We start from the raw sequence: 12,556 nt of genomic DNA on the forward strand, positions 1-12,556 counted from the left end.
GGAGAAGAACCATGGGTGCATCCGACTTTTCCAAGCTGCCGCACATCGGCGAATCGCTCAAGCGTAAGGAGGACTACCGCTTCCTCACCGGCGCGGGCCAGTACACCGATGACGTGGTGCTGGCCGCGCAATGCCATGCCGTGTTTGTGCGTTCGCCGCACGCGCATGCCGGCATCAACAGCATCAACACCAGCGCCGCCAAGGCCGCGCCGGGCGTGCTGGGTGTGTTTGTGGGCGCCGATGTGGCGGCCGACAACATCAATGGCTTGCCCTGCGGCTGGCTCATCACCAGCACCAATGGCGAGCCCATGAAGGAGCCACCCCACCCCATCCTGGCGCAGGGCAAGGTGCGCTATGTGGGCGACCACGTGGCCATGGTTGTGGCCCAGACGCTGCAGCAGGCACGCGATGCGGCCGAGCTGGTGGAGGTGGACTACGACGTGCTGCCCGCCGTGGTCAACGTGGCCGATGCCGCTGCGGGCGCTGTGGCCGGTGCGGCGCTGCACGACATTGCCCCCGACAACCACTGCTTCAAATGGGCCATTGGCGACAAGGGCGCGGTGGACGCCGCGTTTGCGGGCGCCGCCCATGTCACCCAGCTGGATTTGATCAACAACCGGCTCATCCCCAACGCCATGGAGCCGCGCGCGGCCATCGGCAGCTACAGCCGCGCTAACGACGAGTACACGCTGTACGTCAGCAACCAGAACCCGCACGTCGAGCGCCTGCTGATGACGGCGTTTGTGATGGGCCTGCCCGAGCACAAGGTGCGCGTGATTGCGCCCGATGTGGGCGGCGGCTTTGGCTCCAAGATCTATCTGTATGCCGAGGACGTGTGCTTGACCTGGGCCGCCAAGAAGCTCAACCGCAACATCAAGTGGGTGGCGGACCGCAGCGAATCCTTCCTGTCGGACGCGCATGGCCGTGACCACATCAGCCATGCTGAGATGGCCATGGACAAGGACGGCAAGTTCCTGGCCATGCGGGTGCACACGCACGCCAACCTGGGTGCCTACCTCAGCACCTTTGCCAGCGCTGTGCCCACCATCCTGTATGCCACGCTGCTGGCGGGCCAGTACACCACGCCGCAGGTGTACGTGGAGGTGGATTCGTGGTTCACCAACACCGCGCCGGTGGATGCCTACCGGGGCGCGGGTCGGCCCGAGGCCACCTACCTGCTCGAGCGCCTGGTCACCCGCTGCGCGTGGGAGCTGGGCCTCTCGCAGGACGAGATCCGCAAGCGCAACTTCATCACCAGCTTCCCGTACCAGACGCCGGTGGCGCTGCAGTACGACATTGGCGACTACCACGCGTGCATGACGCAGGCGCAGCAGCTGGCCGACGTGGCCGGATTTGCGGCACGCAAGGCGGCCAGCGAGGCCAAGGGCTTCAAGCGGGGCATCGGCTACAGCAGCTACATCGAGGCCTGCGGTATTGCGCCATCCAACATCGCAGGCGCCCTGGGCGCACGCGCCGGGCTGTTCGAATGCGGCGAGGTGCGCGTGCACCCTACGGGCAGCGTGACGGTGTTCACCGGCTCACACAGCCACGGCCAGGGGCACGAAACCACGTTTGCGCAGGTGGTGGCCGCGCGCTTGGGCATCCCGGTGGAGAACGTGGACATCGTGCACGGCGACACGGGCCGCGTGCCGTTTGGCATGGGCACCTACGGCTCGCGCTCCATCAGCGTGGGCGGCGCGGCCATCATGAAGGCGCTGGACAAGATCGAGGCCAAGGCCAAGAAGATCGCGGCGCATTTGATGGAGGCGAGCGATGCCGACATCGACTTCAGCGGCGGCGAGTTCACCGTGCGCGGCACCGACAAGAAGATCCCGTTCGGTCAGGTGGCGCTCACGGCCTACGTGCCGCACAACTACCCGCTGGACAAACTGGAGCCGGGCCTGAACGAAACCGCGTTCTATGACCCGACCAACTTCACCTTCCCGGCGGGCACCTACATCTGCGAGGTGGAGATTGACCCCGCCACCGGCAGCACGCGCGTGGACAAGTTCACCGCCGTGGACGACTTCGGCACCATCATCAACCCCATGATCGTGGAAGGCCAGGTGCACGGCGGGCTGGTGCAGGGCATTGGCCAGGCGGTGCTGGAGAACTGCGTGTACGACCGCGAGACGGGCCAGCTGCTCACCGGCAGCTTCATGGACTACGCCATGCCGCGCGCGGATGACTTCCCCGAATTCAAGCTGGGCCATGTCTGCACGCCCTGCACGCACAACCCGCTGGGTACCAAGGGCTGCGGCGAGGCCGGGGCCATCGGCTCGCCCCCGGCGGTGATCAACGCCGTGCTCGACGCCCTGCGCCCCCTGGGCGTGAAGGACTTCGACATGCCCGCATCGCCGCACCGCGTGTGGGAAGCCATCCAGTCGGCCAAGGCATAAGGAGATTCGACCATGTACGCATTTACCTTTGAAGCGCCTACCTCCGTCGCCGCAGCTGCGCAACACATCGCCCAGGGCGGCAAGCTGCTGGCGGGCGGGCAAAGCCTGCTGCCTTCCATGCGCCTGCGCCTGGCCAACCCCGAGAAGATCGTGGACCTGAACGGCGTGGCCGAACTCGCGGGCATTCGCCGCGACGGCAACGCCCTCGTCATCGGCGCCATGACGCGCCACATGGACGTGGCGAGCAGCGCGGACGTGAAGGCCGCCATTCCCGCACTTGCCGACCTGGCCGCCCACATTGGCGACCGCCAGGTGCGCGCACGGGGCACGCTGGGCGGCTCGGTAGCCAACAACGACCCTGCTGCCTGCTACCCCAGCGCGGTGCTGGGCCTGGGCGCTACGGTCATTACCAACAAACGCGAGATCGCAGCCGACGACTTCTTTGTGGGCATGTACACCACGGCGCTGGAGGAGGGCGAAATCATCACCGCCATCCGCTTCCCCATCCCCCAGCGCGCGGCCTACATGAAGTTCAAGCAGCCCGCGTCGCGCTTCTCGCTGGTGGGGGTGTTTGTGGCGCAGACGGACAGCGGTGTGCGCGTAGCCATCACCGGCGCCGCGACCAGCGTGTTCCGCCACGCGGGGCTGGAGGCGGCGCTGAGCCAGAGCTTCACGGCTGCAGCGGCAGCGGGGGTGACGATCGACGCCAGCGACCTGAACAGCGACATCCACGCCAGTGCGGCCTACCGCGCCAACCTGATCAGCGTGCAGACGCAGAGGGCCGTGCAGAAGATGCTCGGTTGAGCAGGGCGCGCAGCACCGCAGGTCGGGTGGGCCCGTCAGGGCGTCACCCGACCTATGGCCTGTGGCGCGGGTCGTGGCAACCGTCCGGACAGCACTTGCCAGAGCCCGGGCGCATTGCCGACAAGATCAATTGATAGCCAAATAGGCCTCCTGCGCGCGTCCATCAAGCGCTAGTAGCTATATAAAGAGTAGCAATGAGTTTGCCAACCACCGTCGATGCCCTGGTGCAGGCGCTGCAAAGCGTGGGTTATTTTGCCGACCGGCGCCTGGCCACGGCGGTGTTTTTGGCGCTCAAGCTGCAGCGCCCGCTGCTGCTGGAGGGCGAGCCCGGTGTGGGCAAGACGGCGCTGGCCAAGGCGCTGTCTGAGGTGCTGGCGCGCAGCCTGATCCGCCTGCAGTGCTACGACGGCCTGGAGCAGCGCGAGGCGCTGTATGAGTGGAATTACGCCGCCCAGTTGCTGCATATGCGCGCTGCGGAGGGCCAAGGAAGTGCCGACATGGCGCAGGTGGAGCGCGAGGTGTACCAGGACCGCTACCTCATCCGCCGCCCCCTGCTGCAGGCGCTGCAGGCCCCCGCGCCCGGCGCGGTGCTGCTCATCGACGAAGTGGACCGTGCCGACGAGCCCTTCGAGGCCTTCCTGCTCGAATACCTGGGCGAGTACCAGGTCAGCATCCCCGAGATCGGCACCGTGCGTGCCACGGCCACGCCCGTCACCCTGCTCACCAGCAACCGCACGCGGGATTTGCACGACGCCGTCAAACGCCGCTGCCTGTACCACTGGCTGGACTACCCGGAGCGCGAGCGCGAGCTGGCCATTGTGCGGGCCCAGGTGCCTGGTGCCAGCGCCGCGCTGGCGCAGCAGGTGGCCGAGTTTGTGGGCCGCCTGCGCAGCCAGCCGTTTGCCAACGCCTTCCAGCGTGCGCCGGGCATTGCGGAGAGCGTGGAATGGGCCAAGGCGCTGGTCGCGCTCGACACCATCGTGGTGGACCCGGAGGTGGTGTCCGACACGGCGGGCATCTTGTTCAAGCAGCGCGAAGATGTGGCGGCGCTCACGCGCGACATGGCGGTGCAGCTGCTGCAGCCCGCCGACGCTGATGCCTGATACCGATGTGCATCCAAAAATATGGAGCCGTTCACGCTGAGCTTGTCGAAGCGCCGCGTGAGGCTTCGACAAGCTCAGCCCGAACGGTTCTGATTGATCGAACGCGAATCCGTATGAAGGGGTGGCCATGGTAGAGGGCGCGATGGTCTCCCAGCTCGGCGATGCCCGCACTGGCAAGCTCGCCGACAACCTGAGCGGCTTTGGCCGCACCCTGCGCCGCGCCGGTGTGCGCGTGGACTCCGCCCGCATGGCGCTGGCCCAGCAAGCGGTGATGCTGGTGGGCCTGCAGCGCGAGGATTTTTGCGCCGCGCTGGAGGCCGTGCTGATCAGCCGCGAGCAGGACCGGCTGGTGTTCCGCGAGCTGTTCGACGCCTACTTCCGCAACCCCAACGTGGCCCAGAAGCTGCTGGCACAGATGCTGCCCAGCGCCGAATCGAAGGCCGAACCCGCCAAGCGCCGCCCGCGCGTGAGCGAGGCGCTGGCCCCGGTGCGTGCTGCCCGCAATGCACCGCCGCCGCGCGAAGAAGACAAGGTGGACTTCGACGCTGCGATGACGGCCAGCGACCTGCAGCGCCTGCGGCAGGCCGACTTCAACCAGCTCTCGGCCAGCGAGTACCTGCTGGTGGAACGCCTCGCGCGCGAGATTCCCTTGCCCCTGCCGCACTACGCCGCCCGCCGCACGCGCCCCGGGGTGCGGGGTAGCCGCCCGCACTGGCCGGGCGCCATGCACCTGGCCGCGCGCAGCGGTGGCGAGGTGCTGCGTGTGCCCCTGCTGCAGCGGCGCCAGCAACCCCTGCCGCTCTTGGTGCTGGTGGACGTGTCGGGCTCCATGGAGCGCTATGCGCGGCTGTTGCTGGCTTTTCTGCACGCCGCCACCGCGCCGCGCCATGTGGGCACCAGCGTGCGCCGCGACGTGTTTGCGTTTGGCACGGGGCTCACCGATCTCACGCCCGCCTTCCGCCTGGCCGACACCGACGCCATGCTGCAGGCGGCCACCCAGGCCATCACCGACTTTGCCGGTGGCACGCGCATGGGCAGCAGCCTGGCCCAGCTGCGCCTGCACCATGCGCGGCGCCTGGTGGGGCGGCGCACGCTGGTGCTGCTGATCAGCGATGGACTCGACACCGGCGCCCCCGAGGTGCTGGAGCACGAACTGGCCTGGCTGCGCCGCCACTGTGGCCGCCTGCTGTGGCTCAACCCCTTGCTGCGCTTTGAAGGCTATGCGCCCACGGCACGGGGGGCGGCGGCCTTGCACCGCCAGGCCCACGGCATGGTGGCCGTGCACAACCTCAGCCGCTTGCAAGACCTGGCTGCCAGCCTGGCCAGCGTGCTGCGGCAATGACCGATTTCGACAAGAACCGAACCCCACAACAAGGAACCCACCATGGAAATGCAAGCCAGCCGCACCCTTGCCGTGAGCCAGCAGCAGGCCTGGGAAGCGCTCAACGACCCCGAGGTCCTCAAGCTGTGCATCCCCGGCTGCGACAAGGTCGAGCCAACGGGGGACAACCAGTACGCCGTGGCCATGGCGCTCAAGATTGGCCCCGTGTCGGCCAAATTCGCGGGCAAGATCACACTGTCCGACATCGTGCCGCCCGAGAGCTACAACATCGCCTTTGATGGCTCGGGCGGCGTGGCGGGCTTTGGCAAGGGCAATGCCCAGGTCAAGCTGGTGCCCTTGGCGGTGGATGGGGTGGGGCAGGCCAGCTGCGAGTTGCACTACACAGTGCATGCCACCGTGGGCGGCAAGATCGCCCAGCTGGGCCAGCGGCTGATCGATGGCGCGGCCAAGACCATGGCGGAGGATTTTTTCAAGCGCTTTGACAACGAGATGCAGCGCCGCTTTCCGCGCGCTGAGTTGCCGCAGGCCGGTGCGTCGGATGCCGTGCAGGCCGAGGCCATCACACCGCCGGGTGGGGGCGGCGGCGCCATCCAGGGCGGGGGTATCCCTGCATGGGCGTGGGGTGTTGGCGCGGGGGCCCTGGTGTTGCTGGCTTGGTGGTTCAATCGCGGCTGAGTGATCCGGGTACCCAGAGGAAGCGAGTCATGGAAAATTTGGACGTTGTGGTGCTGCGCACCCTGCAGGGCTGGAGGGCAGCAGGGCGCCGCGCGCTGCTGGCCACGGTGGTGCGCACCTGGGGCTCGTCGCCCCGGCCGGTGGGTTCCATCATGGCGCTGTGTGAGGATGGCGCGGTGGTGGGCTCGGTGTCGGGCGGGTGCATCGAGGACGACCTGATCGACCGCCACACCCGCGCCTATGCGCAGGCCGCTGCGGCAACGTCCGGCGGCGCCCACAGCATCCCCAGCGGGCCCCCGTCGTTTGTCAAATACGGCATCAGCGCCGACGAAGCACACCGCTTTGGCCTGCCCTGTGGCGGCACGCTGGAGCTGCTGCTGGAGTACGACCCCGATCCCACCTTGCTGGCCGCGTTGATTGCCCAGCTGGCCGCCGGGCGCCTCATGCAGCGCACGGTGCGCCTGGCCGATGGCGCCGTGACCCTGGCGCCCACCCAGGCGCCCGAGGACCTGGCGGTGGATGCGGTGCAGCTCACCAACACCTTCGGGCCCGAGTACCGCATGCTGCTCATCGGTGCAGGGCAGCTCACCGAGTACCTGGCCACCATGGCCTTGTTCAATGGTTTTGCGGTGACGGTGTGCGACCCGCGCGAGGAATACCGGGGCAGCTGGAGCGTGGCGGGCGCCACGGTGGTGGGCGACATGCCCGACGACGTGGTGCTGGCCTTCAAGCCCGACCGCCGCAGCTGCGTGGTGGCGCTCACGCACGACCCCAAGCTCGACGACCTGGCGCTGCTGGAGGCGCTGAACACCGAGGCGTTCTATGTGGGCGGCATTGGCTCGCGCCGCAACAACGAAGCCCGCCGCGCGCGCATGATCGAGCACTTCGACCAGACCGAGGCCAGCCTGGCGCGCCTGCGCGGCCCGATTGGCATCTACATCGGCAGCAAGACACCGCCTGAGATCGCGGTGAGCGTGATGGCCGAGATCCTGGCCGTGAAGAACGGCGTGACCCTGCCGCGCGACATGGAGGTGGCCCAGGCCAAGAACGAGCGCGAACTGGCGCACAATGACCCGGGTGCGCGGGTGTGCGGCGTGGGTTGAAGCGGCGCGGCACGGCGCGAATCACGCCGCGTGGGTGGTGGGGGCCTCCTGCAGAATCACCCGGTTGCGGCCGGCCTTCTTGGCTTCGTACAGCGCCTTGTCTGCGGTTTCGATCAAATGCTGCGGCGTCATGGCCTCGCCCTGGTGGATGGCGGCGACACCGGCGCTGATGCTCACATGCGGGCCGGTGGAGCACTGGCTGTGCGGGATGGACAGCCGCGCCACCGCGCCTTGTGTGGCCGTGGCGATGTGCAGCGCACCGTGGCTGTCCGTCTCCGGCAGTACCAGCGCGAACTCCTCGCCGCCGTAGCGGGCCGCCAGGTCTGAGGGGCGTTTGCCGCTGGCCCGCAGCACCTTGGCAATGGTCTGCAGGCACTCGTCGCCCAGCTGGTGCCCATAGGTGTCGTTGTAGGCCTTGAAGTGGTCCACGTCCATCAGTACCAGCGCCAGCGGGCGGTGGTGCCGCGTGGCCAGGGCCAGTTGCTCTGCCAGGTGCAGATCGAAGGCGCGGCGGTTGGCCAGCTCGGTCAGGCCGTCCTGCATCGAAAGGCGCCACAGGCTGGCGTTGGCTGCCTCCAGCGCTGCGGTCACCTGCCGCAACTGCGCCTGGTGCCGGGCGCTTTCGCTGAGCAGCACGATGAGCAAAAAGCCCGCCGCCAGCAGGCCGTAGATGCGCCCCATGTACCAGCCCAGGTCATAACGCCCCGTGTTGAGCAAGGCGGCCATGGCAATGTCCAGCAGCCAGACACACATCACCACCTGCAGCCAGACATCAAGCAGCGCATGGGGCTTGCGGCGCCACAGCAGCACCAGCGCGGCCAGGCTGAGCAGCCAGATACTGGCCAGCACCAGCTTGCCCGTGGCCGTGGTGCGGTTGCCATCCAGAAACACCGGCAGGTGCGCGTGCCCGGCGGTGGCGAATCCGGTCCACAGAGCCACCACCAGCAGCACCACGCCCACCGTGGCCACGATGCCCCGGTGGGCGTGGCCGCGCTTCACCCATTGCGGGCCGCGTGGCTTCTGGTGTTTGATCAGGGCGTAGGCCATCACGGCCAGTGGAAAGCCCGCATGCCACAGCATGTACAGCGCGGACGAGGTCTGCGGCCGTGAGCCCAGCAGCCCCGTGGGCGCGAACAGGCCCGGAAAAATCAGCGCATAGGCCGCCGTGGCCGTGGCCGTGAACAGGTAGGCGCCCCCCAGCACCAGCAGCCCCACGGCGCCCAGGGCGCGGTACTGCCCGAACAGCAGCACGGCCGTGATCAGGTCGAAGATCACCAGGGCGGTGACGTAGATGGGGATGAAGGCCGGGAAGGGGGCAAGTGCCACGGTGGCGTAGGGCACAGCCAGCATGAACAGCACCACCGACACCAGGATGGTGGCCCCGGCGGCAAAACGTTCCCGGTGCCCTGCCGGTTCATTGGCAAGGTGGGCCTGGGCCGGCCGCTGGATCGGGTTGCTGGGCATGGTGCATCCCCCCAAAGGGTTGGGGTGGATACAAAATTTTATGCTTTTGTTACGTAAACATCTATTTGCTTACATATCTTCCGAGCCCGCCGCCCATCACCCGGCGAGGGTGGGCATGGGGCCCAGATCGTCAAAAGGCCTTCAGGCGCCCATCACCACCGGCCCACCCTTGGCAATGCCGCGCTGGTACGCCGGGCGGGCTTCCATGCGCTGCTTGTAGGCCTGCAGGTGCGGGCTGCCACTGGCGTCATTGGCGCGCGACAGCAGGGCTTCCACCGCAAAACTCATCTGGAAGTCGGCCATGGTGAGGTGTTCGCCCGTAAACCAGCGGTGGGTGGCCAGATGCGCCTCGATGAAAGCCAGCGCGCTGTCCACGTTGGGGTCGATGAGCTTCTTTTGCACCGTGCCGCACAACTGGCGCGCAATGGGCTTCACGAAGAAAGGCATGGGCTGGGTGGGGATGGTCATGAACACCAGCTTCATCACCAGCCAGTTCATGAGCGAGCCCTCGGCGTAGTGCATCCAGAAGCGGCACTGGCGGTGCTCGGGTGTGCGCAGCGCGGGCTGCAGGTGGGCCAGGTCGCCGCTGGCCTGGGGCCCGTAGGTTTCGACCAGGTATTCGATGATCGCGCCGGATTCGGCAATCACTTCGCCGCCATCGGTGATCACGGGCGATTTGCCGAGCGGGTGAATCTTCTTGAGTTCAGGCGGCGCCAGCTTGGTGGCCTTGTCGCGCTGGTAGATCTTGAGTTCGTAGGGCACTCCCAGTTCTTCCAGGAGCCAGAGAATGCGCTGCGAGCGCGAGGTTTCGAGGTGGCGGACGGTGATCATGGTGCGGTCCTGTACAGGTTGTCAGAGCTGGGTCATGAAGGCGCGTAGCTTGCCCCAGTGGTCCAGGCATTGGTTGGCGGCGAGTTCGGCGGCGGCCTTCTCCAGCTGGCGCGCTCGCACACTTTGTGTGGGGTGCCCCAGCGTCAGCAGCACGGTGGCCAGGCTGTGTGCCAGGCGGCGCAGGGCGGGCCAGTCCTGTGCGGCGCAGGCGGCATCGCCCTGCTGCACATCGGCCGGGAACTGCTGCAGGCAACTGGCGCGGTAGGCCTTGAACAGAAACTCGTCGCCCGCGAAGTGGGTGGCAATCGCTTCGGCCTCGGCCTGGGCGGCGGTGGAAAGTGCTTGAGCGGCGGGTGCCGGTGCCGGGGAGGTCGGCGCATTGGGTGCTGTGGCCATGGGCAGAGCTAGGGCGTCGCGCACACAGTTTTCCAGCTCCATCACCGAGGCGGGTTTGGACAGCATGCGCCACACCTTCATGGCGCCCAGTTGGTCGCGCACGGCAGGGGTCAAACCGGCACTGAAGACGGCCACAGGGATCGGATGGCCCGGGCCCGGCTCGTGCAGTAACCGCTGCATCAGGTCGATGCCGGACTCGCCGGGCAGCATGAGGTCGGTGATGATGAGTCGTGTGTGGCCGGCCTGCAGCACCTGCTGGGCGTCACCCACATTGGTGCATGTGATCAGCTCGATGGGCAGCTCTTCCAGCGCAAGCTCTACGAAGCGAGCGATGGAGGCATCGTCTTCGACCAGCAGAACCCGGGGCAGGGTCATGACGTCACCGGGCCCGTTGGCAGGCAGGCCGCTAGGACTGCAGGCAGCTCTGCCACCAGCCGGGGCTTGTGGATCACCTCCACTCCCTGCAGGGCAAAGGCATAGGGCTCGCGCTGCGCTTCGTCCAGCGAGGTTACGACGATGAGGTAGCTGCGCGCAAACTGCGGATGTGAGCGCAGTGTGGTGATCAGGGTGGCGCCGTCGATACCGGGCAGCAGGATGTCAACGATCAGCACCTCGGGCTGGATCTGGCCATACAGGGCCAGCCCTGTGATCCCGTCGTTGGCCACTTGCAGCGCCGCCTCTGGAAAGTGCTGTTTCACGATCAGCCCCACCAGGTTCTGGAAATGGACCGAGTCTTCAATCAGCAGGATCTGCGGCGTGCGCACCGAGGCCGGTGTGGCGGACGGGGCGCGAGACACCGGGGGGCGGGTGGCGGGAGCCAGAGGCGGCGCAGACGAGGACGGGGCGCTGTCGGCGCCCGCCAGGCCATGGGCGCTGGCCCAGCGTTCTACCGAGGTTCGCGAGATTCGCCGGTGCCCGCCGGGGGTCTTCCAGGCCTCCAGCTCGTTGCGGTCCACCATGAGTTGGACGGAGCGCACGGCCATGCCAAGGATCTTGGCCACTTCGAGCGTGGTGTAGTGGTCCGGTGCCTGGCGCTCCGTTGGGAATTTGTCAGATTGCATAGATCGCGCATTTTGGACGATTTTTTTATGTTGGAGATCTTGTATTTGATAAAAATGATTGATATGATTCAATCAATCGAAAAAAAATCACCTGGCTTGGTGGTTTTCTGCTCCTAATTGATTCATGTCCTGGAAAGGGGCTTGCCGTGAAAAAGATCTTGATCGTTGAAGACCACATGGATATCCGCAAACTGCTGAAGATGACGCTGGAGTTCGATGACTTCGAGATCCATGAAGCCGCCACCGGGGACGCGGGCTGGGCGCTGGCCCGCGAGCTGCAGCCAGACATCGTGCTGCTGGATGTGATGATGCCGGGCACCTTGAACGGCCTGGACGTGTGCCGTCGCATCAAATCCGATCCGGGGATGCGGCACACCAAGGTTGTCATGCTTACGGCGCGGGTGCAGTCCGATGACAGGGCAGCGGGGTTTGTTGCCGGTGCGGACGACTACCTGATGAAGCCTTTCAGCACCTTGCAGGTCCTGGAGACGATCTACCGCATGGAGGCGGCGTCGTGATGCTGGCCGCCCTTGCTGATGCTGAGCCGGCGCCTCAGGCTGAAGGGGGCGCGCGCTGCTTCGACGAAGCCGCCGCAGCGCAGATGGAGCGTTTTGTGGACGACTTCGGCCGCATGTATCGCGAGCGCAACGAAGCCCTGCGCGAAGTCACCCGCGCTCACCACGAAGCCTTGTTGCACCTCTCAGCGGCAGCCGATCTCAAGGACGATGACACCGGCATACACATCGTGCGCATCGGCTACCTCGCAGAAGCGCTGGCTTTGGCACTGGGGCAAACAGTGGGCTTTGCCCGCATGCTGCGCAAGGCCGCACCTATGCACGATGTCGGCAAGATCGGCACGCCCGACAGCGTGCTCAAGAAACCCGGCAAGCTGACCCCTGAGGAGCGGGAGATCATGAACGGCCATGCCGCCATGGGGGCAGAGATTCTGGGTCGCTCCCGCATTCCGGTGTTCCGCATGGCCGCAGAGGTGGCGTTGACCCACCATGAACGCTATGACGGCGCAGGGTATCCGGCAGGGCTCGCCGGGGATGCCATTCCGCTGTCAGGTCGCATCACTGCCGTGGTCGATTTTTTTGATGCGCTGACCATGGACCGCGTCTACCGCCCCGCCTTCAGCGTGGAGGAGGCGCTGGAGATGCTGAAGGCAGAGCGGGGCCGTGCCTTCGATCCGGTGGTGGTGGATGCCTTCCTGGCGCATGCCGAGGCCATCAATGCCCTGCGCTGCAGGATCACGCAGGAGTGCCCGTCGTTCGATTCGCTGATTGACTCGCCCTAGTGCAAAAACATGTGTAGAAAACCCGGAATTCAAGGAGTCCAGATGCTGATGTCTTGTGTCAATCGATGGAGTGTGGCCGCA

General features: G+C 66.5%; 12 protein-coding genes. 8 read left to right on the forward strand and 4 right to left on the reverse strand.

From position 1 onward, the window contains the following. The first annotated feature begins 11 nt into the window (after positions 1 to 11). The 6 genes from A1D30_RS21035 to A1D30_RS21060 all read left to right on the forward strand — a co-directional run bounded on the left by A1D30_RS21035 (position 12) and on the right by A1D30_RS21060 (position 7,426). Entirely contained in the window at positions 12 to 2,399 is a 2,388-nt protein-coding gene (locus tag A1D30_RS21035) for a xanthine dehydrogenase family protein molybdopterin-binding subunit (RefSeq protein WP_063462676.1), read from the forward strand. Positions 2,400 to 2,411: 12 nt separating this feature from the next. Next, on the forward strand, positions 2,412 to 3,203 hold the full coding sequence (locus A1D30_RS21040) for a xanthine dehydrogenase family protein subunit M (protein ID WP_063462677.1): 792 nt from the start codon (positions 2,412 to 2,414) through the stop codon (positions 3,201 to 3,203). A 194-nt stretch (positions 3,204 to 3,397) separates the two neighbouring features. Further along, positions 3,398 to 4,306: a MoxR family ATPase gene (locus tag A1D30_RS21045; protein WP_063462678.1), complete on the forward strand. Its 909-nt coding sequence runs from the start codon at positions 3,398 to 3,400 to the stop codon at positions 4,304 to 4,306. A gap of 142 nt (positions 4,307 to 4,448) precedes the next feature. After that, positions 4,449 to 5,648, forward strand: a complete 1,200-nt coding sequence (locus A1D30_RS21050) for a VWA domain-containing protein (RefSeq protein ID WP_242421961.1) — start codon at positions 4,449 to 4,451, stop codon at positions 5,646 to 5,648. A 42-nt stretch (positions 5,649 to 5,690) separates the two neighbouring features. Beyond that, positions 5,691 to 6,323 (forward strand): carbon monoxide dehydrogenase subunit G, encoded by a 633-nt coding sequence (locus tag A1D30_RS21055; protein ID WP_063462680.1) that lies wholly within the window; start codon positions 5,691 to 5,693, stop codon positions 6,321 to 6,323. Positions 6,324 to 6,352: 29 nt separating this feature from the next. Further along, complete coding sequence (locus tag A1D30_RS21060; RefSeq protein ID WP_063462681.1) at positions 6,353 to 7,426, forward strand: XdhC family protein; 1,074 nt, start codon at positions 6,353 to 6,355, stop codon at positions 7,424 to 7,426. Between the two features lie 21 nt (positions 7,427 to 7,447). Here the strand turns inward: A1D30_RS21060 and A1D30_RS21065 are convergent, their stop codons facing one another. The 4 genes from A1D30_RS21065 to A1D30_RS21080 form a co-directional block, all read right to left on the reverse strand. Continuing rightward, positions 7,448 to 8,890, reverse strand: coding sequence for a GGDEF domain-containing protein (locus tag A1D30_RS21065; protein ID WP_063462682.1), 1,443 nt, complete (start codon positions 8,888 to 8,890; stop codon positions 7,448 to 7,450). Positions 8,891 to 9,031: 141 nt separating this feature from the next. Then, on the reverse strand, positions 9,032 to 9,721 hold the full coding sequence (locus tag A1D30_RS21070; protein ID WP_063462683.1) for a glutathione S-transferase: 690 nt from the start codon (positions 9,719 to 9,721) through the stop codon (positions 9,032 to 9,034). Positions 9,722 to 9,742: 21 nt separating this feature from the next. Further along, positions 9,743 to 10,492 carry a response regulator gene (locus A1D30_RS21075; protein WP_063462684.1) on the reverse strand — a complete coding sequence of 250 codons (750 nt, stop codon included), beginning with the start codon at positions 10,490 to 10,492 and terminating at the stop codon, positions 9,743 to 9,745. Beyond that, the gene (locus A1D30_RS21080; protein ID WP_063462685.1) at positions 10,489 to 11,178 is read right to left on the reverse strand and encodes a helix-turn-helix domain-containing protein; all 690 of its coding nucleotides are present in this window, start codon (positions 11,176 to 11,178) and stop codon (positions 10,489 to 10,491) included. The genes A1D30_RS21075 and A1D30_RS21080 overlap by 4 nt, the downstream gene beginning before the upstream one ends. 146 nt (positions 11,179 to 11,324) lie before the next feature. Here A1D30_RS21080 and A1D30_RS21085 point away from each other — a divergent pair, with 146 nt between their 5' ends. Continuing rightward, a complete protein-coding gene (locus A1D30_RS21085) occupies positions 11,325 to 11,696 on the forward strand; it encodes a response regulator (RefSeq protein WP_063462686.1) in 372 nt (123 codons plus the stop codon). Further along, positions 11,696 to 12,475 carry an HD domain-containing phosphohydrolase gene (locus tag A1D30_RS21090; RefSeq protein WP_063462687.1) on the forward strand — a complete coding sequence of 260 codons (780 nt, stop codon included), beginning with the start codon at positions 11,696 to 11,698 and terminating at the stop codon, positions 12,473 to 12,475. The genes A1D30_RS21085 and A1D30_RS21090 overlap by 1 nt, the downstream gene beginning before the upstream one ends. The last annotated feature ends 81 nt before the right edge of the window (positions 12,476 to 12,556 follow it).

This window comes from Acidovorax sp. GW101-3H11, from assembly GCF_001633105.1.
Taxonomy (GTDB): domain Bacteria; phylum Pseudomonadota; class Gammaproteobacteria; order Burkholderiales; family Burkholderiaceae_C; genus Acidovorax.

Bases quoted from the DNA above. Each gene is read 5' to 3' on its own strand.
- A1D30_RS21035 (WP_063462676.1), top strand. From the start codon at position 12: ATGGGTGCATCCGACTTTTCCAAGCTGCCGCACATCGGCGAATCGCTC.
- A1D30_RS21040 (WP_063462677.1), top strand. From the start codon at position 2,412: ATGTACGCATTTACCTTTGAAGCGCCTACCTCCGTCGCCGCAGCTGCG.
- A1D30_RS21045 (WP_063462678.1), top strand. From the start codon at position 3,398: ATGAGTTTGCCAACCACCGTCGATGCCCTGGTGCAGGCGCTGCAAAGC.
- A1D30_RS21050 (WP_242421961.1), top strand. From the start codon at position 4,449: ATGGTCTCCCAGCTCGGCGATGCCCGCACTGGCAAGCTCGCCGACAAC.
- A1D30_RS21055 (WP_063462680.1), top strand. From the start codon at position 5,691: ATGGAAATGCAAGCCAGCCGCACCCTTGCCGTGAGCCAGCAGCAGGCC.
- A1D30_RS21060 (WP_063462681.1), top strand. From the start codon at position 6,353: ATGGAAAATTTGGACGTTGTGGTGCTGCGCACCCTGCAGGGCTGGAGG.
- A1D30_RS21065 (WP_063462682.1), bottom strand. From the start codon at position 8,890: ATGCCCAGCAACCCGATCCAGCGGCCGGCCCAGGCCCACCTTGCCAAT.
- A1D30_RS21070 (WP_063462683.1), bottom strand. From the start codon at position 9,721: ATGATCACCGTCCGCCACCTCGAAACCTCGCGCTCGCAGCGCATTCTC.
- A1D30_RS21075 (WP_063462684.1), bottom strand. From the start codon at position 10,492: ATGACCCTGCCCCGGGTTCTGCTGGTCGAAGACGATGCCTCCATCGCT.
- A1D30_RS21080 (WP_063462685.1), bottom strand. From the start codon at position 11,178: ATGCAATCTGACAAATTCCCAACGGAGCGCCAGGCACCGGACCACTAC.
- A1D30_RS21090 (WP_063462687.1), top strand. From the start codon at position 11,696: ATGCTGGCCGCCCTTGCTGATGCTGAGCCGGCGCCTCAGGCTGAAGGG.